The 26,351-nt window shown below is 35.3% G+C and carries 21 protein-coding genes, 2 tRNA genes and 1 pseudogene; 12 read left to right on the plus strand and 12 right to left on the minus strand.

The features are described from left to right. Positions 1–63: 63 nt before the first annotated feature. Positions 64–405: a DUF2853 family protein gene (locus KBJ98_RS08195; RefSeq protein WP_210789378.1), complete on the plus strand. Its 342-nt coding sequence runs from the start codon at positions 64–66 to the stop codon at positions 403–405. Between the two features lie 70 nt (positions 406–475). On the opposite strand, the gene KBJ98_RS08200 is transcribed toward KBJ98_RS08195, so the two are convergent. After that, complete coding sequence (locus tag KBJ98_RS08200) at positions 476–1,828, minus strand: M28 family metallopeptidase (RefSeq protein ID WP_210789380.1); 1,353 nt, start codon at positions 1,826–1,828, stop codon at positions 476–478. Positions 1,829–2,267: 439 nt separating this feature from the next. Here KBJ98_RS08200 and KBJ98_RS08205 point away from each other — a divergent pair, with 439 nt between their 5' ends. From KBJ98_RS08205 to KBJ98_RS08240, 8 genes are all read left to right on the plus strand, one after another. Then, on the plus strand, positions 2,268–3,122 hold the full coding sequence (locus tag KBJ98_RS08205; protein ID WP_210789382.1) for a CvfB family protein: 855 nt from the start codon (positions 2,268–2,270) through the stop codon (positions 3,120–3,122). Between the two features lie 450 nt (positions 3,123–3,572). Beyond that, positions 3,573–4,442, plus strand: coding sequence for a 1,4-dihydroxy-2-naphthoyl-CoA synthase (locus tag KBJ98_RS08210; protein WP_166134218.1), 870 nt, complete (start codon positions 3,573–3,575; stop codon positions 4,440–4,442). Between the two features lie 79 nt (positions 4,443–4,521). Next, a complete protein-coding gene (locus KBJ98_RS08215) occupies positions 4,522–5,043 on the plus strand; it encodes a PH domain-containing protein (RefSeq protein ID WP_210789384.1) in 522 nt (173 codons plus the stop codon). Beyond that, positions 5,043–6,554, plus strand: a complete 1,512-nt coding sequence (locus KBJ98_RS08220) for a PH domain-containing protein (RefSeq protein ID WP_210789386.1) — start codon at positions 5,043–5,045, stop codon at positions 6,552–6,554. The genes KBJ98_RS08215 and KBJ98_RS08220 overlap by 1 nt, the downstream gene beginning before the upstream one ends. Before the next feature lie 83 nt (positions 6,555–6,637). Beyond that, on the plus strand, positions 6,638–7,597 hold the full coding sequence (gene menA, locus KBJ98_RS08225; protein ID WP_210789387.1) for a 1,4-dihydroxy-2-naphthoate octaprenyltransferase: 960 nt from the start codon (positions 6,638–6,640) through the stop codon (positions 7,595–7,597). A gap of 87 nt (positions 7,598–7,684) precedes the next feature. Then, positions 7,685–8,362 (plus strand): metal-dependent hydrolase, encoded by a 678-nt coding sequence (locus tag KBJ98_RS08230; RefSeq protein ID WP_210789388.1) that lies wholly within the window; start codon positions 7,685–7,687, stop codon positions 8,360–8,362. A gap of 176 nt (positions 8,363–8,538) precedes the next feature. Beyond that, positions 8,539–9,744, plus strand: a complete 1,206-nt coding sequence (locus KBJ98_RS08235) for a tetratricopeptide repeat protein (protein ID WP_210789389.1) — start codon at positions 8,539–8,541, stop codon at positions 9,742–9,744. Positions 9,745–9,769: 25 nt separating this feature from the next. After that, positions 9,770–10,822: an o-succinylbenzoate synthase gene (locus KBJ98_RS08240; RefSeq protein WP_210789390.1), complete on the plus strand. Its 1,053-nt coding sequence runs from the start codon at positions 9,770–9,772 to the stop codon at positions 10,820–10,822. Between the two features lie 37 nt (positions 10,823–10,859). On the opposite strand, the gene KBJ98_RS08245 is transcribed toward KBJ98_RS08240, so the two are convergent. From KBJ98_RS08245 to KBJ98_RS08280, 7 genes and pseudogenes are all read right to left on the minus strand, one after another. Further along, positions 10,860–11,336, minus strand: a complete 477-nt coding sequence (locus tag KBJ98_RS08245) for a nuclear transport factor 2 family protein (RefSeq protein ID WP_210789391.1) — start codon at positions 11,334–11,336, stop codon at positions 10,860–10,862. A gap of 231 nt (positions 11,337–11,567) precedes the next feature. Then, positions 11,568–11,921, minus strand: a complete 354-nt coding sequence (locus tag KBJ98_RS08250; RefSeq protein WP_210789393.1) for a hypothetical protein — start codon at positions 11,919–11,921, stop codon at positions 11,568–11,570. Continuing rightward, positions 11,918–12,271 (minus strand): phage holin family protein, encoded by a 354-nt coding sequence (locus KBJ98_RS08255; protein ID WP_210789396.1) that lies wholly within the window; start codon positions 12,269–12,271, stop codon positions 11,918–11,920. Before KBJ98_RS08255 ends, KBJ98_RS08250 begins: the two co-directional genes overlap by 4 nt. 54 nt (positions 12,272–12,325) lie before the next feature. Next, complete coding sequence (locus KBJ98_RS08260; protein WP_210789399.1) at positions 12,326–12,589, minus strand: YtxH domain-containing protein; 264 nt, start codon at positions 12,587–12,589, stop codon at positions 12,326–12,328. Positions 12,590–12,721: 132 nt separating this feature from the next. Further along, the gene (locus tag KBJ98_RS08265) at positions 12,722–12,874 is read right to left on the minus strand and encodes a lmo0937 family membrane protein (RefSeq protein WP_210789402.1); all 153 of its coding nucleotides are present in this window, start codon (positions 12,872–12,874) and stop codon (positions 12,722–12,724) included. A 127-nt stretch (positions 12,875–13,001) separates the two neighbouring features. Next, positions 13,002–13,613, minus strand: a pseudogene (locus tag KBJ98_RS08275) (porin family protein). A gap of 332 nt (positions 13,614–13,945) precedes the next feature. After that, positions 13,946–14,836: an EamA family transporter gene (locus tag KBJ98_RS08280; protein WP_210789408.1), complete on the minus strand. Its 891-nt coding sequence runs from the start codon at positions 14,834–14,836 to the stop codon at positions 13,946–13,948. Positions 14,837–15,061: 225 nt separating this feature from the next. Between KBJ98_RS08280 and KBJ98_RS08285 the strand changes: the two genes are divergently transcribed. The 3 genes from KBJ98_RS08285 (at position 15,062) to KBJ98_RS08295 (ending at position 20,482) form a co-directional block, all read left to right on the plus strand. Further along, complete coding sequence (locus tag KBJ98_RS08285) at positions 15,062–15,580, plus strand: ankyrin repeat domain-containing protein (protein WP_210789411.1); 519 nt, start codon at positions 15,062–15,064, stop codon at positions 15,578–15,580. Positions 15,581–15,601: 21 nt separating this feature from the next. Further along, the gene (locus KBJ98_RS08290; RefSeq protein WP_210789414.1) at positions 15,602–16,369 is read left to right on the plus strand and encodes a T9SS type A sorting domain-containing protein; all 768 of its coding nucleotides are present in this window, start codon (positions 15,602–15,604) and stop codon (positions 16,367–16,369) included. 288 nt (positions 16,370–16,657) lie between these two features. Further along, on the plus strand, positions 16,658–20,482 hold the full coding sequence (locus KBJ98_RS08295; protein ID WP_210789417.1) for a T9SS type B sorting domain-containing protein: 3,825 nt from the start codon (positions 16,658–16,660) through the stop codon (positions 20,480–20,482). A gap of 342 nt (positions 20,483–20,824) precedes the next feature. Here KBJ98_RS08295 and KBJ98_RS08300 read toward each other — a convergent pair whose 3' ends face one another. The 4 genes from KBJ98_RS08300 to KBJ98_RS08315 all read right to left on the minus strand — a co-directional run bounded on the left by KBJ98_RS08300 (position 20,825) and on the right by KBJ98_RS08315 (position 26,249). Beyond that, entirely contained in the window at positions 20,825–24,643 is a 3,819-nt protein-coding gene (locus KBJ98_RS08300; protein ID WP_210789420.1) for a T9SS type A sorting domain-containing protein, read from the minus strand. Positions 24,644–25,464: 821 nt separating this feature from the next. Next, on the minus strand, positions 25,465–25,626 hold the full coding sequence (locus KBJ98_RS08305; protein WP_210789423.1) for a hypothetical protein: 162 nt from the start codon (positions 25,624–25,626) through the stop codon (positions 25,465–25,467). Positions 25,627–25,827: 201 nt separating this feature from the next. Further along, positions 25,828–25,912: transfer RNA gene (locus tag KBJ98_RS08310), tRNA-Ser, on the minus strand. Positions 25,913–26,164: 252 nt separating this feature from the next. Next, positions 26,165–26,249, minus strand: a tRNA-Ser gene (locus KBJ98_RS08315). Between the last annotated feature and the right edge of the window lie 102 nt (positions 26,250–26,351).

Genomic DNA, 26,351 nt, shown 5'->3' on the forward strand with positions numbered 1-26,351 from the left:
AGATTTTATGTTTAAATTTGGTTGTGTTACGAAACTAATAAACAACCATTAAACCAATTATTTATGAGTGCAAGAGAAGAATTAATTACCAAGTATGCTGCTGATTTAAAAGAAAAATGCGGTGTAGAACCAAATATGGATTTGCTAACCAAAGTTACTATTGGATGCGGACCATCAATTTATAATGCAGATGCTGCTACGGTTGCAGGAAGTCAACAAGCTGAATTGGACACTGTAAAAAATAACTTTTTGATTAAAAAATTAGGTCTAACTGACGGTCCTGAGCTTGATGCTGCTATTGATGCAGTTATGGAGCAGTACGGACGTTCAAACAGAAATAAGTTTAGAGCCGTGATTTATTATTTGTTAACGGTACATTTCAAGAAAGAAAGCGTTTACAATTAATAAACTTTGTTTAACTGCATAAAAAAAGCGTTCGAATCATCGAACGCTTTTTTGTTTTCAGTAGTTGCATTTATCGAATTGGCAATGGAAACACTGGCAAACTTGAATGCCCTAATTCATCTACTGCTTGAACAGCAAAGAAGAAATTGTCTTTTGAATAAGGTATTTCAACTTTAGTACCCTTTACAAAAATTGTTTTTTCCCAATGTTGTGAGGACGTTTCACGAACTAAAATGTTATAGCCATAAACTGGTTTTCCTGCGGGTGCAGTCCATACCAAAGTAGAGAAATTAGTTAAGTCTTTTACTTCAATTCCAACGTTGGTTGGAGCTTTTGGTGACCAAGCTAAGTTGCTGTAAGAAGCTAAGTTAGATAAGGTTACTTTTTTCATATATTCAAAGTCCATAAACTCTACTAAGTCGCCGTATTGAATGTTGTTTTCCTTACGAACGTCTTGGTGTTGGTGGTCGTAGTTCTCGTTCATTTCACAAAAACGAACAGCTGTAAAACCATTTTGACTAAAAGGTGTGTGGTCTCCACCACGCAAGAAACGATCGTTGCGGTATACCAAAGTGATATCCAATTGATCTACATATTGGTTGGTTACCGTTTTAATGTAACGTGCTAATTGTCTTGATGGGCTGTCGTTATCACGGTTAATAGACTTTCTAATTTTAGCTTCAGCCTCAGTTTCTAAAAACGGAATTGCCTCACTAAACACGCGCACTCTTGTATTGTCGCGCAACATTGTTCCACTCGAAAGACTGTTACCAATCATGTCGTTGTTGAACATGGCAATTAAGTTCCACTTTTCGTTTTTAGCTTTATCAGCTAAATGTTTGGCACCGTACAAACCTTGTTCTTCACCAACAACTGCAACAAAAATCAAGGTAAAAGGGAATTCTCTTTGGCTCATGATGCGCGCCAATTCCATCATAGCAGCAACTCCTGAGGCATCATCATTGGCCCCGGGAGCATCGCTTTTAGCATCCATCACGTCAGATGCTCTAGAGTCTAAATGGCCGCTAATGACCATCACACGGTCATCAGTAGGGTCAGTACCTTTTAATGTAGCCATTACGTTACCCAACTGGCTGTCGGTAGCAATGCGGCGTCCATCGGCTTTTACAGTAAAATAGTCAATTACAGATGTCAATCTGCCGCCTGAAGCTAAAGCATATTTATCAAATTCAGATGTTACCCAGCGTTGTGCAGCACCAATGCCACGTGTATTACTTTTGGTATCGCTTAAAGTATGACGTGTACCAAACGAAACGAGTTTGCGTACGGTAGCTTCCATGTTTTCCGATTTCACTTCGGACAGCATTTTTTTAATTTCAGGATCGTCTACGGTTGATTGTGCCACGCTCGAAAACGAGAAACAAACCAACAGTACAAATGTAATAATGGATTTAGATTTCATTAAGTAGTTTTTATTAGTTTCTTCAAAGTTAAGAAAAAAGAAAATGAATGCTGCTTGCGTGTTTAATTTTAGGATTTGTTTGAAGTTAAGGTTAGATAGTTTTAGGTGGTATTTGGATTGAAATTTGAATTGTGAATTTATTATTGAAGACCTAACAGGTTTTTAAAACCTGTTAGGTCTCAGCTAATTAATTTTTTAAGACTTGCAATGGAGAACGTCGCCTGAAAACATAAATTGCAAATCTAGCCCCGATGGAAGCGAGTATCCCACGCTTTTTTGCGTGGATACTGTGTACAGCGGGACTGCACGCGAGCAGTAAGACAGTTGTGTGCTCCCAATAAGAAAAAAATAGAAATATTTAGACTTTATTTTTTGTGGACCGTTTCTTAATATCCTATTTTCAAACTTCGTACCTTTGCGCTTTAGAAATTGAATTACAATGATTGAAATAGGAAAATACAATACGCTTACTATATTACGTGATACCCAAGTGGGTTTGTTTTTGGGAAATCCAGAGCTGGATCCTGAAGGAATTCACGATGTGTTACTGCCAAACAAATACGTTCCTAAGGTATTCGAAATAGGTGAGGAGCTCATTGTGTTTGTGTATTTGGATCACGAACAGCGACCTGTAGCTACTACGCTTGAACCAAGTATTTTACTAAACGAATTTGCCTTGCTAAGGGTAAACTATACCAATCAAGTGGGAGCTTTTATGGATTGGGGAATGGAAAAAGATATCTTGGTTCCTTTCAAAGAGCAAGCACGCCCAATGGAAAAAGGCAAGCGCTACTTGGTGTACTTGTATCTTGATGAAAAAACCAATCGTTTGGTTGCATCGAGTAAATTAAACCAATTTTTAAAAAATGAAAACCTTACGGTCGAAAAAGGAGAAGAAGTTGATTTAATCGTATCGCACATAACGGAGTTGGGGATTAACGTAATCATCAATGAAAAATACAAGGGTTTGATGTACAAAGACGAGGTGTACGATGATGCAATCCGTACAGGAGATCGTATGCGCGGTTACATCAAAGCTATTAGACCTGATAATAAGATAGATGTTTCGCTTCAAATTCAGGGTTACCAAAGTATTGAACCAAATGCTGAGAAAATTTTAGACGAGCTAAGAGCGAGTCGTGGTTTCTTGCGCCTCACCGATAATTCTCATCCAGAAGATATTAAAACGGTACTTAAAATGAGCAAGAAGACTTTTAAAAAGGCTATCGGCGCTTTGTATCGAGAACAACGCATCGAAATTAAAGAAGACGGTATTTACCTGATTAAAGAGTAAAAAAAGAAAGACTAATCGATAATGATTAGTCTTTCTCGTTTTAATGTTAGGCTTGTACCTGCAAGCGTATCATTAAAAAATACAGGCTGCAATTTGTTTATCAATGCGTTTACGTTATTATAGCAACAGTTTTGCTATTTCTGTTATACTTTTAAACGAAGCAAACGATACAACCTTTTCTATATTTTGTAGTAGTCACAAAGCACTACTGATTTCATTTTTGCAATTTTATCGAATCAAAACATAACTTAAAGTAAAATGTGTTTAAATTTAAAATACATACACATTTTAAATGGATATCATATTGATTATCATATGTTAAAGTTATAAAAAACGATCTAATAAGTTGCTTTTTTGGTTTTAAAAATTACTTTTTTTAACATTTGTTTTCTATAAATCAGATAATTATTACCACAAGCTTATCGAAATGGAATAGGGATAATGTAAAAAATGATTTATTTTTACACTGAAAATTTTAAATCATTCAAAATGGATTGGATTACTGCCAAAGAGTACGAAGATATCACTTATAAAAAATGCAATGGGGTAGCCCGAATTGCCTTTAACCGTCCGGATGTGCGCAACGCATTCCGACCAAAAACAACTGCTGAATTATACAATGCTTTTTACGATGCGCAGGAAGATACCTCTATTGGTGTGGTATTGCTGTCTGCTGAAGGTCCTTCGTCTAAAGATGGCGTTTATTCTTTTTGTAGCGGTGGCGATCAAAACGCACGTGGGCATCAAGGATATGTGGGCGACGACGGGCAACACCGATTAAATATTCTGGAGGTACAACGATTGATTCGCTTTATGCCAAAAGTTGTTATTGCTGTCGTTCCAGGATGGGCAGTAGGTGGTGGACATAGTTTGCACGTGGTTTGCGATATGACTTTAGCTAGCAAAGAACACGCTATTTTCAAACAAACCGACGCTGATGTAACCAGTTTTGATGGAGGTTACGGCTCAGCATATTTGGCCAAAATGGTGGGACAGAAAAAAGCAAGAGAAATTTTCTTCTTGGGACGCAATTATTCAGCGCAAGAAGCAATGGATATGGGCATGGTGAATGCAGTAGTGCCTCACGATGAATTAGAAGCAACTGCATACGAATGGGCTCAAGAAATTTTGCAAAAATCGCCTATGGCTATCAAAATGCTGAAATTTGCCATGAACTTGACTGATGATGGAATGGTTGGTCAGCAAGTATTTGCTGGTGAAGCAACACGTTTAGCATATATGACTGAGGAAGCTAAAGAAGGTAGAAATGCGTTTCTTGAAAAGAGAAAACCAAACTTTGAAAAAAAATGGTTGCCGTAATGTAATAATTTAAATTGCTAATTCAAAATAAAATCACTTTAAGTACTGATATATAAGTGCTTAAACAATTGTACTCTTTATGGAATTATTTACGAATGATATTATTGACACTCAAAATTTACCCAAATTAGAGTCTATTCCGTTTACGGCTTTGAATAGTAAATACGGAATCGTTATTGCTTGTAATTTGGCACTGATTATCGGCGTACTTACTGGCGGTTTGTTTGTCCTTGCTGAACTTGAACCTGATGTTTTTAGCAACCGAATTTGGTTCATTATTGGTGTTTTGACGCCTTTGTCATTGTTATTAATTGTTTGTTTTGCAATCATTGGTTTCAAGAAAAAAGGCTTTGCTTTTCGTGAGCATGATGTGGTCTATCGTTCAGGAATTATTGCTACGAATACTATCGTAATTCCTTATAATAGAGTGCAGCATGTGGCTTTACATGAAGGCTTTGTTTCACGATTTTTAGGATTGGCAAAGGTTCAAGTTTTTACCGCAGGCGGTAGCGCAAGCGACATTGAAATTCCGGGTATCGAAAAAGAACAAGCCGAAAATATCAAACAATTATTGATGGGTAAAATTCAAAAACAATTATAATGCGCACTGATTTTAGTCAGCCGCAAAGGCAGTCAGCCGTTGGTATTTGGGTTTTGTTTTTTTATACCTTACAACAATACGCACGAGCCTTTTGGCCTATTTTTTTGGTTTTCTTTTTTAGGTTAAAAAACTTTTATTTGGGGTACATTTTTGGAGTGATTGGCCTTTTTTTAGTGCTAATCGCTCTCATTTCGTACTTAAAATACAGGAACTTTACTTTTTATCTGGATGAAGAAAATCAAGAATTCATTATCAACGAAGGCATTTTAAACAAGACCAAAACTGCCATCCAACTCAATAAGATTCAGCAAGTAAACATCAACCAGTCGTTTATTCAAAAGATAATTGGGGTTTATGAATTGCAAGTTGATACCGCTGGGAGCAACAAAAAAGAGGGAAACATAAAGGCAATTTCGCAGCAATTGGCTTTGGATTTAAAAGCGTGCTTGCTTGAAAATGAAGGCAAAGAACGAATTTTAGGTCAAAATGAACCTGGTACAGCAGCAGAATTTGAAAGCAACACGACGATAACTCCTTTTATAAAAATTAGTTTTTTTAGCTTGTTAAAAGTCGGAATTACATCGAACTATCAGCGCACTATTGCCTTGTTGGTTTTGTTTTTCAGTACTGTTTTCGAGAGTCTTTCAAAATTATCCGATCAAGAAACTGGCTATGAGCAGGATTTTGGGGCTTATTTTGATTATTCGCAAGGATTAAAGGCCATAATCATGGGGTTTTTCATGGTACTTGTTGCTGTTTTGTTACTAAATATTATTCGGGTTTTTGTGCAGTTTTTTAATTTTAATATTGCCAAACAAAAAGGTTCATTACTTTTATCATACGGCCTTTTAAACTCCAAGAGCACTATTGTAAAACCAGAGAAAGTTCAAATCACCACCGTAACACAGAATTACTTTCAACGTAAGTGGGGTATTTTAGACATTAGAATTAAACAAGCAACGGGTGGCGCCGAAGAACAACGCAAATCAGCTATTGAAATTCCGGGTTGTGATCCAACGGAACGAGACGCTATTTTTCAGTTGTTATTTTCTAAACTACCTGAAAAAGGAATCGAATTTATTCCCAATTACCGAAAGTTAGTTTTTGGGCTTTTTATAGCTGTAGTTATTCCTGTGGCCTTGTTTTTTGGGTTGGCAAATACTTTTTTTCCTGAGATAATGGAGTATGTAGGTTGGGTTCCGTTTTATGTTGTACTAATGATCGTTTTACAGTATTTTAAGTTCAAAAATTATCGCTTGTACATTCATCCGGAATTCATCATTAAAACGTCGGGCGCTTGGGATGTGAGCGAAGCAATTATTTTACCTCAAAAAATTCAAGCCATTACCACTTCACAGCTGTTTTGGCACAAAAAAGCGGATATCGGCTCAGTCATTTTGCATACAGCAGGAGGGAATATTTCATTTCAATTGGCCAATTATACCGTGCTCAAGGAACATATCAATCGATGGTTGTACGAATTAGAAACTTCCAATAGCAATTGGATGTAAAAAACAATGCATATCGTTCTTTTATACCGTACATTTGTACATACAATTGTCAGTGAAAAAGAATTTAAAAAATAAAAAATAGCATGAAGCAGTGGATTGAAGCCGCACGTTTACGAACCCTACCTTTATCTGTATCCGGAATCATCGTAGGTAGTATGTACGCGTTGCGACCAACAAATACAATTGAAACACCTACAGAAGTTTTTAGCTGGTCTATTTTTGGGCTTGCTTTATTAACAACCTTGGGCTTGCAAGTGCTCTCTAATTTTGCTAATGATTATGGCGATGGGGTAAAAGGAACTGATAATTCTGATCGGGTAGGTCCAATGCGTGCCATTCAAAGTGGCGCTATTAGTGCCGCCGCCATGAAGCAGGCTATTATAATAACTTCGGTTTTAACGTTGTTTTCAGCAGTAGCCTTAATTTATGTTTCTTTCAAAGACACTAATCTTTGGTTTTCACTTTTCTATTTGGTTTTGGGAATTCTAGCAATCGTTTCGGCCATTCGGTACACGGTAGGGAAAACTGCTTACGGCTACCGTGGTTTCGGGGATATTTTTGTCTTTGTTTTCTTTGGTTTGGTGAGTACTTTGGGAGTTAATTTTTTATATGCCAAACAACTTGATTTCGATTTATTCCTTCCTGCTGCCGCTATAGGATTATTAAGTACTGGAGTTCTTAATTTGAATAACATGCGCGATGAAGCTTCAGATAGAAAATCAAATAAAAATACCATGGTAGTAAAAATGGGTGGTGCCAAAGCAAAAAAATACCATTATTTCTTGGTAATTACGGCTATGGTTTTGGTTCTTGTTTTCGCTATTTTAAGTGAGTATCGCCTTGATCAATACCTTTTTGTTTTGGCTTATATTCCGTTAATCAAACATTTAAAAACCGTACAAGCCAATCAAAATCCAAAAGAACTCGATCCCGAATTAAAAAAATTAGCATTAAGCACTTTTGCATTGTCTTTGCTCTTAGCGTTGTGTATGGTATCGCTTATTCAGGATATAATTGTAAACCTGTTTTTAGGAGGTCGTTAAGTTTATTTTACCCCAAAAAAGAGTTTTATTTTACAACTTTTGACTATATTTTTTCGTTAATTCACACAAACCTTTAATTCAATTCTTATGAAAATTACATTTTATGGTCACGCTTCACTAGGTATCGAGGTAGGTGGCAAAAACATTTTAGTAGATCCTTTTATTTCTCCAAACCCAAAAGCGGCTCATATCAATGTAAACGAGTTGGCTGCTGATTATATTTTACTCACTCACGCACACGGCGATCACATAGCTGATGTTGAGGCTATCGCCAAAAGAACCAATGCCGTAATTGTATCCAATGCTGAAATTGCTGATTATTACAGTGCCAAAGGTTTTCAGGCTCACCCGATGAATCACGGCGGAAGCTGGAATTTCGATTTTGGTAAAGTGAAATACGTTAATGCTGTGCATTCAAGTTCTTTTCCTCACGGAGCTACTGGCGGAAACCCAGGAGGTTTTGTTATTGAGAGTGAGCACAAAAACATCTACATTGCTGGCGATACGGCTTTGACAATGGATATGAAACTTATTCCAATGCGTACCAAATTAGACTTAGCTATTCTTCCAATCGGGGATAATTTTACCATGGATGTTGAAGATGCTATCCTTGCATCAGATTTTGTGGAGTGTGATAAAGTTTTAGGTTACCATTTTGACACTTTCGGTTATATCGAAATCAACAAAGAAGAGGCAATCCGTAAGTTTTTCAACAAAGGAAAAGATTTAATGCTGCTAGAAATAGGTGCGTCTATCGATTTATAAATGGTTTAGGAGCTTTTTCCTGATAGTAGTGAAAATCCTTTTATAAAATGGCTGGCCTTAACAGGCTGGCCATTTTATAAAAGGATTTTCACTACTATCAGGGCTAGGACGAGCGTTTAGAATTAGACGATCGTTAATTTCTAAACCAATCGATTTCAGAGTTAACTATCTTAATTATGTTACAAAAAAAATATTTTTTTACTTACTTCGCGCTCTTGCTAGCCTCAGGTGTTTTCGCTCAAAAAGAAGGCTACTGGGATAAAGCGCGCGCTACGACACAAGAAATTCAAGTTTCGGCACGTGACCGAATGCTAGTCAAAACTCAAGATTTACCTGAAGGCACTACCGAAATTTTGTTTCGCATTACTTTGCTAGATAAAAATCATCAAATGGCGAGTAGTTTAGTATCTGTTCTCAAGGCTATTCCTGATCCTACCGGAATAAGTCAAGGTTCTGCCGGAGCGGTTTTTTTACTTTCTAAAATATCGGGCGACGATACCTGTAAATACGCCGTTTTTACCTCAGCTAGTGCTGCGCAACAATACGTAAAAGACGGTTCTGCTAATGCAGCTTGCTTCGAGCAAAGCAAAGCTGTTAGTAAAGATGCACAATTATTATCTGCTGATAAGAGTCTTTGCTTGCAGCAAAACTCCAGTAACTTATGGTTTGCTTTTGAAAGCAAAAATTGGATCATGAGTCAAAAAATTATTTTAGAAGTAGTGCCGTGGGTTGATACAAAACTAAGTCGTGGTTGGACAGTCGACAGCCGAAAAGCAATAATTGAGCAATGCAAGACCTCTAATTTGGCGAAAAAAATGTCTAATTCGGATGATTTTTGTGTTTGCATTTTAGATAAGATTCAAAACAAATACAAGGCTAAGGAATTTACAAAATTACTGCCTGCAGAACAGTCCAAAGCTTTTAAAGATTTCGGTAACAATTGTTACGGCGAAACGAGTTTGTCTCAATCTATTTATGCTGATTTACGCACGCAAGCTACAACCTTAGCCAAACAAGGCAAACCAGCCGAAGCAATAACGCAATTGTTAACTATCGTAAATGATGGTCAAGCAACAGCTTTAGATTATAACGCATTAGGTCGCAATTATCTCATGACCAAACAATACGGAAAAGCAATTAAGTATTTACAAGAAGGAGCTCAAAAAGACCCATCTGAATTGCTTATACAGCTCAATTTGGCTCATGCGTATTTGCTAAATGATAATTTTTCAGCAGCCAAAAAAATACACAAAACCTATCAAAATCAAAATGTAACGGCACAGGCTAGTTGGGTAAAACAAACGGAGCTTGATTTTGCTGCTTTTGCAAAAGCGGGTATTCAATCAGCAGATTTTGATCGTATTTTGAAGTTACTTCGTTAACAAAACAAGTTTTAAAAACAATATCGTGAAAGCAACTTATCATAAATACATGCTCGAGTTCAAGCGCCCGTCAGGCACCTCTCGCGGTATTTTAACAGAGAAAGAAACGTGGTTTATTATCATCGAACACAATGGTAAAAAAGGAATAGGAGAGTGCGGTATTTTGCGCGGCTTAAGTGCGGATGATCGTCCGGATTACGAGCAACGTTTGCAATGGACTTGCGAGAATATTAATTTGGGAGTTACTGCACTTTGGGATGCGTTGATAGAGTTTCCGTCAATACAATTTGGCGTTGAAATGGCTTTTCAATCTTTAGCAAGTGCCAATCCGTTCGAGTTGTTTCCATCTGATTTTACAAACGGAGCCCAAGCCATGGATATTAATGGTTTGATTTGGATGGGCGAGGAGGCCTACATGAAAGAGCAAATTGAAGAGAAATTAGCAGATGGTTTTAGATGTGTAAAACTTAAAATTGGAGCTATCGAATTTGAAAAAGAATTGTCTTTATTGCGTTATATTCGTACTCATTTTACTGCTGATCAAGTAGAACTTAGAGTTGATGCTAATGGTGCTTTTGATAAAAATGATGCTTTAGATAGGTTAATACAATTGTCTGAATTTAAACTACATAGTATTGAGCAACCTATTGCTAAAAATCAAACTGACAGTATGGCAGAGTTCTGTAAAAACACTCCTTTCCCAATTGCATTAGACGAAGAGTTAATTGGTGTTTATTCTACCACAGATAAAGAAGAATTATTACAAAAAATTAAGCCGCAATACATCATTTTGAAACCTAGTTTTGTGGGTGGATTTCGAGGTACTCAAGAGTGGATTGACTTAGCCGAAAAACATAAAATAGGTTGGTGGATTACCTCAGCATTAGAAAGTAATATTGGCTTAAATGCGATTGCTCAATGGACGTATTTGCAAAACAGTCCGCTTCCACAAGGATTAGGAACCGGTGCTTTGTACACCAATAATTTTGACAGTCCACTACAAGTAAAAGGAGGACAACTTTGGTACAAAAAGGATTTGGGTTGGTCTTTTGATTTTGCTACTTTGGAGAATAACTAAGGATAAAAATTTTTTAAAAGTAAAAAAAAACGGGGCTTTACGAGCTCCGTTTTTGTATATAATTTTGTAAAGAATTTTTGGCTCCTTGTTGAATTTTATTTTGAAAAAATCCGGTCCAACCCAATATAGCACCTTTTAATCCAAATGCTTGTTTCGACCATTTGTAAAGGTCAAAATCATCGACATGCTTGATGATTAACCCATTTTTAAAATAAAATTGGGCTTGAATGCGGTTGACAACAGTGGCATTGGTTGCACTAAAAGGATAAGTGGCTGTCCATTGTGCTTTTCCTAAGTATTCATTGGCTAAAACATTACTCAAATCAATTTTCAAATTGCCTTTGCTCTTTTTTATCAACATTTCCCACATGGCAAGTACTTCTGAAGCTTGTAACACTCCAAATACGGGGTCTCTGAACTCTACATTTGGATCATAACAACTTTTCATTGTTGTTATATCACCTTTAACCAAAGCTGTATAAAATTTAGATATAAGATGTTCGTTACGATGCATACCGAAAATGATTGAAAATATAGTAACTGCTTCTAAATGATTTTATAATAAACGCCAGTAAATTTGAGTGATCAAACTTATTCAAAGCAGTTTGCTATATAAAATATAAAAATAGCAACTTTTTTTCCATTATGTCTTGATTTTTAATAAAATTATGACGCAAAGTACTTTCTTTTAGTAGCTTACTTTTTAATTAAAACCTTTTCTATCCATTACAGGGGATAATTATTTTTATTCGTTGTCTCGTTGCTCGTTAAAATTTGCAGCTTTTTTTTGTACCAAAGCGCCTACAGCAAATTGCAAAAGGGTGCCAAATACTTTTTTTATTGGATTATGCGTGCTGCCAACTACTGCTTTACGTGTTAAATAACCTGTGAGCAACCCCAAACCATTACTTATTAAATCACTTTTTAAATCAGAGGATTGACGGACTTCGCCAAATGTTCTTTTTAGGATATTGATTGGTTTATAATGGCTGTACGTTTCATGATATTGATTTTTAAGGTCTAACAACTCCAATTCTTGTTTTCGCTTCAAGAGATCAATAGCTTCTTGTAAAGTGTCTGAGGGATTGATACGTTTCATAGCGTTTTGTTTTTAAGCATTTTTACAATAATCAAATTGCTGATTGGTGTTTTGATCCACTGCTCTTTGAATACAAACAGCAAAACAGCTATTAGCAAATAAAATATTGCTACAATAAAAAAACCAAAGTGTATTTTGCCTACAAGATCACCAATATAAAAAGAAAGGCCAATGTTGACTAGCAATGCGAACATTCCAAGTACAACACCAATCATCATGCGTGATAACAATGACGAGGATAAATCGGCCGCTTTATCAATTGCTTGTAACTTGGCTAATTCAATTGAAGTTTTGGTGTAGGTCTCTGCTTTTTCAAAAAGATCCTCTATTGAAGGTGTTTTTTTTTCCATGATAGTTGTGTTGCATTAAAAGTTCAAACAAAGTGAATTCGTTTGAAGTGACATTTAAAGTTTTTTGGCAGCTTGGTTTAAAGCTTCTGTACCTTCAATTATTGCATCTTTACCTTCTTCAGTCGCTGAATTGTATTTTTTTTGAATAGTTCCGATTAAGGCATCAATTTGACTTTTTAAATCTTCTGCATAATCAGCGCTTTTATCGGCTATTTTTTTTCTGGTTTTGCTACCTTTTTCAGGTGCAAATAATACTCCTAATAATGCTCCAACGGCTACTCCGCCTAAAATTCCTAAAATTACTTTATCTGCTTTCATATTAATATGTTTTAATGTTGTTGTTTTTAGTTTGCCTTAGCAAATGCATGACACTATTTTTTCATATAACAACAAAACTTAAGTTTTTAATAAAAAAAAACTAAGTTTTGAAGGTATGGAATTTAAAAGGTCTTAGATATTTCTTCCTGAGATAAGTCTGAATAGTACTGCAATAACGGCAATAACTAAAAGGAGGTGAATGATTGATCCTAGACTGTAAGCGAAAAATCCGATAGCCCATAAAATAACTAAGATAACTGCGATGGTGTAAAGAAGATTGTTCATAATTTTGGTTTTTAAAAGGTTAGATTGAATTAGCCGTTGGTTGTATTTGGTGAGGTTGTACTAGACTTTATTTCAGTATGATCAATAACTATTCACCAGTTGTTACATCCAACGGCTTATTTATGATTTAGTTAAGTCTTAATCCGATGTAGGCACTAAGCACACTATTCTTGGCATCTGATGAATTAAAATCACCTTCTTTTCCAATTTTGGTTAAACCGTAGTTGTAACGTACTCCAAAATTTACAGCATCTAAATCGATACCAATACCTGCAGCAACACCTGCGTCAAACTTGTTAAAATCGTTTGTGTCTAATTCTGACTCTCCGCTGATAAGTTCTTATTCAAAAGTTCTTTTACCGCTTACCATGTATGCAGCATAAGGACCAACGTGAACGTTTAAATTTTCTGTTAAATTAGCTACTAATAATACAGGAACTTCAATATAATTTACATTGAATTTAGATGTACTATTGTTAGTTACTAACTCAGCACCTTTAGTCGTGTAGTTGATCTCAGGTTGAATTGCAATACTATTTGTAATAGGTAATTTAGCATACAAACCAGCATTGAATCCTGTCAAAATATTATTATCATCTACTGTATCAGTATACATATTAGAAAAGTTTAAACCTCCTTTAAATCCAAAAGCGGCTGTCTTTTCTTGTGCTTGCATTCCTGTAAATGCTAATAAACCAGTTACTACTGCTGCATAAAGTGTTCTTTTTGTATTTTTCATGACTTTGTTTTTTTAATTGTTTTTATATAGTACAAAGATGGGATGCTTCACCATAAATCGTCTTACACGAATTTGTCTTATTGTTATACAATTCACATATTTTACAAAGCACAACTCTTTTTTGGAGCTATTCTATGAGTTTTTTTACCAATTTGGATAAAAATGGACTACAATTGTTTGCTTAATGATGATTTTTTATTCGAAGTAAAGTGGTTGCTTGTCGCACGGATCTACTATAAAGCAATACTCTTTCAGAGCTTGTTTTTGTACTAACAATTAAAACCTTAATGATTAAAGAAATGGATTGATTCGAAATATTTTGCTAGTACTAATTATTGAATAGGATTTTTTAATTTTTCATCATCTTTGAGTTCTGCTGTTCTTTTCGAAGTAATCGTTGATCCAGCAGATGCAATAACCACACAGCAAAGCGCTATAATTTCATTTGTGTTAAGACGCTCGCTCAAAAAAAGTAGTCCGCAAATAGCTGCTGCAGCAGGTTCTAAACTCATTAAAATGCTAAAAGTACGAGCGGGTAATTGTCCAAGTGCTTTCATTTCGAGTGTAAATGGTATTGCGCTAGATAAAAGAGCAAGAGCAATTCCCATATATAAGTAGGTTGGAGTAAGGAGCAGGAGTCCTTTTCCGGCAATTCCGAAGGGTATAATTAATAAGGAAGCAAAAAGCATTCCTGTAGCTACAGCTTGACCTCCGTTCATAATTTTCGAAATTTTCCCTCCTAATATAATATAACCTGCCCAAAGGCCACCTGCTATCAATGCAAAAACAACTCCTAAAATATCAATTTTGCTATTGGTCCAAGGAGCAATCAATGCAATGCCTGTAGCTGCTAGAGCAACCCATAAATAATCTAAAATTCGTTTTGAACCCAAAACAGCGACCAACAATGGTCCGAAGAACTCTAAGGTAACTGCAAGTCCTATCGGAATGCGCTCGATAGCCATGTAAAAAACTAAATTCATTGCCCCTAACGATAATCCATACGGAATTACAATTTTCCATTGTTTAGCGGTTATGTGAAATAAGTTTGGTTTGTAAACAGCTAGTAGAATTAATGCTGAAATCCCAATACGCAGTGAAGCCGTGGCCGATGCACCCAATATTGGAAACAAGGTTTTAGCAATAGCGGCACCTGATTGAACACTTATGATGGCAAAAAGCACGGCGGGAATAGGAGGGATCGAAGGTAATTTGTTTTTCACAACTCTAATTTAAAGGAGTAGTAAATCTACTAAAAATTATAGTCTAAAGGTGTACTATTTATTTCATGATAAATTAATTTAAATACAAAATAGGACAACTAACTAAAGTTAATTTTGAAATTAAATTATTGAAAATGAGTGTTTTTATGATTGTTTTTTTAATATCTTTAACACAATCAAAAATTAAAACGTCTCTAATTAATTATTTTAAAATCGTGACCTCCAATGATAAAAAACTACTTTTTACTTTTTTCTCTGTTTTTAACTTTTTGCTTACATGCTCAAACTAAGAGTGTATTTGATATTGCAAGAAAAGGCAACTTGGTTGAAATAAAAAATGTATTTCAACAAAACCCTAAGCTCATAAATTCCGTAGATATAAATGGATATACACCTTTAATCCTTGCATGTTATAGAGGTAATGAAGAAGTAGCTCTATTTTTAACTGAAAAGGTAAGTGATATCAATTACAATAGTGGAATGGGAAGTGCAATAATGGCAGCAGTAATGTCAGGAAATAGCGCTATTGTAGAAAAACTTATTGCATTAAAAGCTAACCTGAATGAAGTAGATGCTCAAGGAAAAACTGCATTGATTTATGCTACATTTTTTAACAAAAATGAAATTGCCAAAATGCTGATAAAAGCAGGTGCTAATCTCAATATAAAGGATAGTGATGGTAAAAGTGCACAAGATTTTGCCACTTTCAATAAAAATACAGAATTAATAATATTGCTAAATTAATTAACCCTTAATTACTTAAATATGAAGAAAATTTACATACTGCTATTTTTAATTACAACAAGTTATTTTTGCCAGGCTCAAAAAACATCGGGTGAGGTTACTCTAGGTGGTCTTATGTCGGCAAAACTTGATTTAGATTCTAATACATCAAGAGTTACACTTACACTAAAGGGTCCATCAGATCGCTGGTTTGCATTTGGTTTAAATGCCTTGAGTATGAATTCAGGCACTGATTGTGTTGTGATGCGAAGTGCGTCATCTTTTAGCGATGACAGATTGATTGGTTTTCAAGCACCCGTTGCTGATGCAGTACAAAATTGGACTGTAACAACTAACGAAGTTAATGGATCAACAAGAACAATTGTGGCATCAAGAGCATTTAACACAGGCGATACCTCTGATTATATTTTTAATTTTAACCTAAGCTCTCTAAATGTTATTTATTCATTTGGGTCGGGAGCAAATTACAATTTAGTATATCATGGAGGAGCTAATCGCGGTGCAACTACACTGTCATTTACCACTTTGGGAACGAATGATTTTGCAACTGTAGAGGATGTAAATATTTATCCTAATCCTTCAAATGGTGTTTTTAACATATTAAAAAATGATTTAACTACAGTCTCAAAAGTTAGGGTTTTTGATATTAATGCAAAACTATTGAAAGAAATAGATACTAAAAATGACGATGCTATTGCTGTAAATTTATCACAATATGCAACGGGTCTTTATTTTATGGAAATTACCACTGCTAATAATAAAATGATTAAAAAAATTCAAAAAAAATAGCTCGATTAATTGAGCAAGAGATTATTACTGTTTAATTAAACTTTAAAAATCTTCATTGTTGGATGCTATTAAATTCGATACGAACTAACTTTGAATCTACTTAAAAAAAACCGAGCCACTGCTCGGTTTTTTTATTGATATATTTCTCAGCCTTGTAGTTGTCGTAATACTATTTAGGCTTTAAAAACTCGATAAGTGTATTTTTACAATTTTATTTATAGAAGTTTGTGAACCTTTAATAAGTAAAAGAACTCTGATTTTTCTATTTTTACACAAATTTAGAATTGCATGAATAAAATTTTTAAAGTGCTGCTTTTACTGCTTTCTTTTGATGCGGTGGCTCAAAAAGAGGCGAATATTTGGTATTTTGGCGGTAAAGCTGGATTAGATTTTAACAGTGGCAGTCCTGTCGCACTTACAGACGGGCAATTAAACACGCTAGAGGGTTGTGCTTCTATATCCACTGCATCAGGGAATTTGCTATTTTACACCGATGGTAAAAATATATATAACAAAAATCATCAAATAATGAATAATGGCTCTGGTTTACTAGGGCATCTTTCTACATCACAATCAGCGACCATAGTTCCGATGCCAGGATCAGCGTCATTGTTTTACGTCTTTACCTTAGATGCGGGTGGTGGAACTGAAGGACTTCGCTATTCGGTAATAGATATGAGTCTTGATGGCGGCCTTGGCTCTGTAACAGCAAAAAAAAATGTTTTAATATACACACCTTCATGCGAAAAAATTGCAATAGTAAAACACGCAAATGATACTGATTTTTGGATTATAACACATGGCTTTGATTCTAATTTGTTTTTTTCTCATTTGTTAACGGAAAATGGTTTAAGTGCTAACGCAGTAATTAGCAGTTCAGGAATTGTGGTTTTAAAAGATAGTAATGGTTTTAATACAATGGGGTATATGAAAGTGTCTCCAAATGGTACCAAATTAGCATTATGTCATCAATTTCTTTATTCAGCAGAATTATTTGATTTTGACAATGCGTCTGGCCTTGTGTCCAATCCAACTGTATTGCTATCTGATGCCGGTCAGTTATACGGTTTAGAGTTTTCACCAAACAGCGAAGTATTGTACGTGGCTTCTCAAATTTCAAGAAAACTTTATCAATTTGATTTAAAAACGTTCAATATAGCTGAGTCCGTAAAAACGATTTCAACATTACCCTACTTTATAGGTGCTTTACAATTAGGACCTGATGGCAAAATTTATATTGCTGCCTATGAACAAGCAAAATTGAGCGTTATCGAAAAACCAAACACAATAGGTTCTGCCTGCGATTTGCGTATTGATAGTGTTGATTTAGCTGGTAGAATAACAAAACTAGGATTACCTGCGTTTAATCAATCTTATTTTTTTAATTCGGATATTGTAGTTGATAATACATGCGTGGACGAAGTTTCTCAATTTAAAATAAATTCGAATCAAACCCTCACTACCGCCAGTTGGGATTTTGGTGATGGAACAAATTCAACAGAAATCAACCCATCTCACATTTATACGACAGCAGGAACTTACACCGTTTCTGTAACTGCTACAAGTACTAGCGGAACAACTACCAAAACCAAAAAAGTAGTAATTTTTGAAGTGCCAAGTGCGACAAAACCAGCAAACATTCAAGTTTGTGATGATGACAATGATGGTATATATTCTTTTAATTTAGAATCTCAAATGACTTCAATATTAAATGGACAAGACCCTGATTTGTATCAAGTAACTTTCTATGCCAATGCAACAGATTATGCCAACAAAGTTGCTTTGACCACGCCAAACAATTATTTAAACACAACACCATATCAGCGTCAAACTATTTATGCAGAAGTAGCTAACAAATCAAATACTAGTTGTAAAAGCGCGACTTCTTTTGATATCGTAGTTTTCGAAAAACCGCTTCCTAATAGTGCTTCAAACATTACAAAAACAGCAGTATGTGACAACACAACGGTTGGTACGGACACTGACGGTAAGGTGGTATTCGATTTGACTCAAAACGCGAATACGGTTTTAAACGGACAATCGGCTGGTCAATTTTTGCTTTCTTATTACAAAGATATCGCGCTAACGCAAAGTATTTCTTCTCCGGCATCGTACCAAAACACAAATGCATCAGAAACCATTTATGTTAAAGTTATCAATAAGGATAATGCAAGCTGCTTTGCTGTTACATCTTTCAAAATCGAGGTTTTAGCCTTACCAGTAATTACCAATGTTGCAGATTTAAAGCAATGTGATGATGATACTGATGGATTTAGTGTTTTTAATTTAGAAGAAGCGATTTCTAAAATCACTTCATATTCTTCAAATGAGACAGTTACTTTTTACAGTAGTTTGGTAGGAGCTGAAAATGATATTAATCCAATTTTGAATACAACTTCTTATTCCAATCAAATTGTAAGCAATGATGCTGTGTTTGCCAAAATTAGCAATAGCAATGGTTGTTATCGAATTGCAAGAATCAATTTGTTTGTCACAACAACTCAAATTCCGGTAAATTATGCCAAGTCATTTACTGTTTGTGATGACGCTACTTTAGGCACAAATACAGATGGAATTACCTCTTTTGATTTTAGTAGTGTCACTTCAGATATTCAAAATATTTTTCCAACAGGACAATTATTAGACATTCGTTATTTTAGAAATCTTGCAGATGCTTTAGCCGAGAAAAATGCGATTGTCGATATTTCAAATTACAGAAATATTGGATATCCCACCACACAGAAAATTTATATTCGTGTTGATAGTAAAATTAACAACGATTGTTTAGGATTGGGAAGCCACATAACATTGAATGTAGAACGAATTCCAATAGTTCAAGCCTTGAAAGTTGCTAAATGTGATGATGATCAAGACGGTAAATTGGCTTTTGATACCTCTTCGCTGCAATCGCAAATTTTAAATGGTTTAACAGGTGTTTCTGTTACTTATTTTGACCAAAATAACAATGCTTTACCAAGTCCATTGCCTAATCCGTTTATCACTTCAACTCAAAAAATAAAAGTAATTGTAACAAATACTACCGCAGCGGCTTGTTTTTATGAGGGTAGTATTGATTTTATTGTAGATGATTTACCAGAAGCATTTGCAATACCAACAAGTTTGACCAGTATTTGCGATGATGAAGTGGATCCTAAATTGCAAGATGGAAAATTTGCTTTTGATACCTCATCATTTCAAAATACCATTCTAGGAGCGCAAACGAGAATGCAGGTTTACTATTTCGATGCCAACAATAATCAATTACCAAGCCCCTTACCAAATCCATTTTTCACGACTACTCAAGAAGTGCGAGTAGAGGTGGTTAATCCGATGAATCCATCTTGTAAAGCAATTGTAACGATCCCATTTGTTATCAATCCTTTACCAACAATGGAGCTTGCCGGCGATGAATTAGTTTGTAGTGATTTACCAACTTTTACCAAAGTAATTGATGCAGGATTACTTGACATCAATCAAAAAAATAATTTTAGTTACAGCTGGACTAAGGATGGTCAACCGTTAGGGAATGCGATAAATTATGAATTAACAGTTAATCAAAAAGGAATTTATAGGGTGACTGCTACCAATTCATTTGGATGCGCAAGAACTAGAACAATTACAGTTAACGCCTCAGATAAAGCCAAAGTTGAAATAGCAATAAAAGACTTAACAACTGAAAACAGTATTACAGTTATGGCATCGGGTGCAGGTGATTATGTGTATGCTTTGGATCAGGAATTTGGAAATTTTCAAACAAGTCCTATTTTTGATAACGTAGCTTCGGGAGTTCATACCGTTTATGTAAAAGATTTAAATGGGTGTGGGACAACTGTTCAAGAAGTTGCAGTACTAGGAATACCAAAATATTTCACTCCTAATGCAGATGGATACCATGATAAGTGGACTGCACAAGGAGTAAACGCAACTTTTAACTCAAAAACTATAATTCGAGTATTTGATAGGTATGGCAAATTAATAAAACAAATTGATCCAAAAGGGGAAGGCTGGGACGGCACATTTAATGGGCAACCTTTGCCCGCTGATGATTATTGGTATGATATTCAACTTGAAGACGGAAGAGTTTTAAAAGGTCATTTTGCTTTGAAACGTTAAAAAAAATACCACTACTTTACTAGTCAAAATACTGTTGACAGAGGAAAATGTAGTTTAAGTTTTTTATAACATTGAAAAAAACTAATTGTAATTAACCATAATTCAAAAACAAATCAACTTAATATCACATGCATATTATTACTTTTGTTCTTTTTTTTGTTTGAAATAAAAGGCTATGATTTGTGATTTAAACAAAACATTTTTGACGAAGTATTTGTTAAAATTATTGATTCAATTTACGCTAATTTAAGACCTTTCTTGCTTTTCAAATAAATTGTATATACCAGAATATCAGTTATTCATTTGTAAATAGAGGCAACAATTATCTCACAAGAAATTACATTAATTGATTGTTATTTTTTTGATTAGGTTAATATTTTGATGGCTTATTTTTGCAAGGTAAACACCTTGAGGTAGCTCCTTTTTGATGATGATATTTAATTCTGGCTTGGCCTGAGTTTGAAGCTCGTATACTGTTTGTCCAAGTATAGAAATCAATTGAATTTTAAGATCTCCTTCTATAATTGTTGGTAGTGTAAGGTTAAATTGATTGTTGGTAACCGGATTAGGGTAAAGTACAATTTGGTCCGAAGTAAATTCCTCAGTAGCTAATGTTTTGTTTTCGAATATAATTTTAAAACGATCGTTTTTGTATGAAGCTGCAGCTGTTGTAGTTGAAAAATTTATGATTGCGGCTTCATCTGTTGGTATTTTGGTTTTACTCCCAAGATGGGTATCTACCAAAAACGGTGTAAATTGAGTATCAAAATTAGAAAATTGAATTCGGAAACTGTAGTTTTTGTTGGCTTTAAAATCTTCTAAATTAAGGAATACTTCATCTTTATCACTAATGAGACCTCGAGTATCGATAGCCCAAGATTTGTTATTATTAGTTATGGAGAAATTTTCAGTTCCGCTGCTTAGTTTAACCACATCAGTATTGTCAATAGCATTATTAAAAGCGGCATCAAAAACAGCAACAGCAGCATCAATTGGATAACCGCCAGTGCTTAGTTCACTCGCTTCGTATACACTCATATCTAAACGCGAAACCAATATTGGCTGGGTTCTTGAGCCTTGATTAACGTTAATGTTACCCACTTTATCTGCTTCTCGAAATGTTAATTTTCCTGCAATACCGAGAATTTTATTTTGTACAAAAAAAGCTTGTCCCGGCGCAATAAAGCCGTTAACCTCCGACGCTATGTTACTAGAACCTGTGGCACTGTTGTACACCACATAACGTCCTCTTTGCTCATCAGTACCCATGTTAGGATCCCATACATAGTAAGACTCCGTTAAACCCTCTTTAGATAGCGTACTCCAATTTACGGTATTTACATACGGATTTCCTATAAGGCTATAGCCATTAGTAGCTTGATTAGTAGTAGAATTTAAGACTTTACTATCAAAAACAATAGTTCCAATTGCTAAATTTCCAGTAGCCTTTAGGGTTACACATGAGTTCATAGTGTGCGATTCATTATTATTAATGATTGCATTTCGGTCTCCAAGCACCATCATTCGGTATCCATTGCCAATTTCAAGGTTAGTGTTGTTTGTTGCAGTTATGGTGCTCCAGCCATTTCCAACAGATTGATTATTGTTGAACTTAAACAAGGAAGGACTTGCTACTGCAGCAGTATCAAATCCACTTGCGCTTGTGCCTACGCCCACAATAGGAGTAGCTAATTGCCAATTGTTACTTATAAAATTTCTGGTTGTTACACCAGAGCTTAAAAGGTGGAAAGCTTTTTTGCCTTGTGCAATAAAGTTTTCAACGGTAACGTTCGTAGCGCCTAATATTGTTCCTGTAACTTGTCCGATTACTGCAGTTCCAGTTTTATCTGATTTTAATGTTATTGGAAGATCATTAAAGTTTGCTAATCCTTGAATAGTTATACTTGCATTAGGTGCTATGGTTAAAGTGCCTGATCCTGAAACGGTAAGTTTTGCATTTTTGGTTAGTGTAAATGGAATATCTAATGTTGGTGTTCCTTTTGGGATTTCTATATCTAAAGTTCCATCTGGAACTTGGTTGTTTGACCAATTGCCAGCTATAGACCACGTATTGTTTATTGCACCTGTCCACATGATGGCACAAGTAGTAACCGTAACCACTACTGCTTTGCGGGAGCTTTCGCAGCCATTAATAGTTTGTGAAACATAATAGGTACCTGAGCGGAGTGCAGTATTTGATGATAAAAAGTTGCTATCAGTCTCGGTAGCGTACCATTTTAAATCTTGGCCCGAGGCTATTAAGTTTAAAACAGTAGGTTGATCGCTTGCGCAAAAAGATTGCATAGAGGCCGTTGGTGAAGCGGGTTGCGAACAAGTTGAAATCATGACTCTGTTATTAGTACCATTTGAAGAAACAGCAACAAATCTGTTGTTTCCGTAAGTAACACCAAACCAGGAATTATCTGATCCAGAATTTCTTGAAGTCCAAATGATTCCGTCTGGGCTAGTCATTACTTTGTTACCTCTTCCATCATTAGCTACAGCTACAAAAAGCCCATTACCATAGGTAATTGCAACCCACTGATAATCTGCTGCTGATGATCTTGAAGTCCAATTAATCCCATCAGGGCTACTCATTATTCTATCTCCAGAGCCACTGGTTGCAGCAGCTACATATAGGCCATTTCCATAAGTCAAAGCATACCATTGATTGGTTGAGGCAGATTTTCTTGAAGTCCATACAATTCCGTCTGAGCTTGTCATGACTAAATCTTCAGTTCCATATTTAGCAACTGCTACAAAAAGTCCATTGCCATAGGTCACTGAAGACCAAGCGTTATCAGCAGTTGAAGATCTTGATGTCCAATTAATTCCATCAGGACTTGTCATTACTCGATTGCCTGTTCCTGAACTTGCAACGGCTACAAACAGGCCATTACCAAATGTCACTGAGGTCCAAGCATTATCAGCAGCTGAAGTTCTTGATGTCCAAGTAATTCCATCAGGACTTGTCATAATACCATGATCAGCACCATCAATTGCTACAGCTACAAAAAGACCGTTTCCATAAACTACTGAGGTCCACAAATTATCTGCTGCAGAGGCACGGGGAGTCCAAGTACAACCATCCGGACTAGTCATTACTCTGTTGCCTGATCCAGTGCAAGAAACTGCTACAAAAATATTTTTTCCATAAGTTACAGAACGCCACTGATTATCAGCTGCTGTGTTTAATGCGTTCCATGTAATACCATCAGTACTACTCATAATGCGGTTTCCAGCTCCACTATTGGCTACTGCTACATAATATCCGTTTCCATAAGTTACAGCAACCCAATTGTTGTCTGCTGCACTAAGTCTAGAATTCCATTGTAAACCATCAGTGCTGGTCATTATTCGGTTACCGGTACCATCAATTGCAACAGCAACAAAAACACCATTACCATAAGTAATTGATCTCCATGAGTTTTGAGCTGCTGGAGTTCCTGCTTGCCATGTTATACCATCAGAACTTGTCATTATTCTATTTCCTACTCCTGAACCGGCGACAGCCACAAAAAGATTATTTCCATATGTTACTGAAAACCAGCCAATATTTTCTGAGGCTGCTCTTGAAGTCCAAGTAATTCCATCAGGACTACTCATTACTCTATTACCAGAGCCACTACTTGCAACTGCAATAAAAAGTCCTTTACCATAGGTTACACTTGACCAATTCATATCAGCTGCTGAAGTTCTCGAAGTCCAAATAATTCCATCAGGACTCGTCATTACTCGGTTCCCTGTGCCGCTTTTGGCAACAGCTACAAAAAGTCCATTACCAAATGTAACTGATTGCCATTGGTTATCAGCAGCAGAGGTTCTCAGGGTCCAATTAATACCATCTGAACTGCTCATTACTCGGTTACCTGATCCATTTGTGCTCACTGCCACAAAAAGTCCGTTTCCGAAGGTAACCGATTGCCACTGATTTTCAGAAGGAGTATTTCTTGCCGTCCAGTTTTTACTATCGGGGCTGGTCATAACGCGTTTATCAACTCCCGAACTAGCTACCGCAACATATAGGCCATTACCATAGGTAACCGAAGTATAATTTAAATCGGAACCTTGATTGATACTCTGCCAATCTATTCCTTGACTGTAGGCCAAATAGGAACTGCAAAATAAAATACTGATTGTTAAATATTTTAAGAGTTTCATGATTACTACCATTTAAATTAATAATTTCAAGAAGTATTTTAGCGATAGTGGGGGATTATTACCAATGATGGTTTGGGCTTAACTTTTAGTCAGGCATGGTAATAATCGAACTTCATAGGGCATCCATATTAAATAAACGATAGTGCAAAAATCATAAACAGCAGAAAAGTAGTTTTTTAGTTTCATAGCAGTTTGAATATATTGTTAGTAATTAAATTTTACAAAGTCAATACAGTATATCTGTAGTACATAGATTATATTCTACGTAGTGGTTTTATACTACAGTTTAATAGCATTACAAATTTGGTTTTTCTTTTGTTATAAAACAAATTTTAAAACAATTATTTCTTACTTATTTTTTAAAAATATGCTTTTAATCGATAAAATATGCTTTTAATCGATTTTTTGTACGAATTTAAATCTGATATTTTTATTCCAATTGATTTCAAAAGTGCTTTTAAAGTTCAGTACCAATTATATTTTAGGACCTAGTCTAAAATCTTGGTAAATTAAACGGCAGTACAAGTGATAAATTTTTTGAAAGTAAAAAGGAGTGTGTCTAGATTTGCAAGAAGTAAGTTTAATTGGGTTTAAGGAACTTTCGAGTAGCAACTTGCTATATATTTCAATCTCTCTACTTTAGATATATAAACGCCAGCCAAAACGTTTTTGTACCTATTTAATATTTTAAAGTAGTTTATTAATATGGTAGTATTTTACGAAGTGGCATTAACGTAAAATCGCCTTTAGGAATACTTGTCCTAAAGGCGATTTTTGTTAACTTGAAAGAGGTAATGATTTCGAAATCTTATGTGTTAACCTTAATAATTTAAATTTACACCCAAACCTAATCCCATATCACTGTCGAAATGCGTTTTAATACTAAAATTCCTTTTGATAATGTAGCGTAATCCTGCCATGTATTCTTTATCGGTATTCCACATTAAATCCATGCGAACTCTTTTAGAAACAGGAATATCCATTCGTTCTAACTGAAATTACAAAATGGACTATTTTACAAAATGTAAACTTTAATAAATATATTTCTAGAATAGTTCATGAGTAGCTTGCAATTACTAAATTAAGTTGCGATAAAAACTATTGATTGTGGGGATAATGTGGGGATATTTATAAAATAAAAAACCCTAACTAATTGATGATCAATTGTTAGGGTTTTAATTGAGCGGAGAAAGAGGGATTCGAACCCCCGGACCTGTTACAGTCAACAGTTTTCAAGACTGCCGCATTCGACCGCTCTGCCATTTCTCCAGTATGTAGCTATCATTTTCTGATTGCGAGTGCAAATATAATAAGTTTTTTTTGAACCTACAATATACTTTTAGGATTTTATAAAAAAAATTCAATAACAGTGCAGAGTCAGGGGTATTTATAAATAAAAAAGGAGTTAGACTTGCTACCGAGATTGATAGAGGATGAGTTGTAAAATGAAAATATTTAAAAAGTGAATTTTTTAAGTTTTATAAAATGAAAAAGCCCGAAACTTAAGTTTCGGGCTCTTCGCGGAGAAAGAGGGATTCGAACCCCCGGACCTGTTACAGTCAACAGTTTTCAAGACTGCCGCATTCGACCGCTCTGCCATTTCTCCAATATGACGATTTCATTAGCTGAATTCGATTGCAAATGTAAGGTTCTTTTTGAGTTATACAAGCCCTTTTTTAGAAAAAAATAGAGTCTTTTTTAGATTGTA

This window comes from Flavobacterium erciyesense, assembly GCF_018069925.1.
Taxonomy (GTDB): Bacteria; Bacteroidota; Bacteroidia; order Flavobacteriales; family Flavobacteriaceae; genus Flavobacterium; species Flavobacterium erciyesense.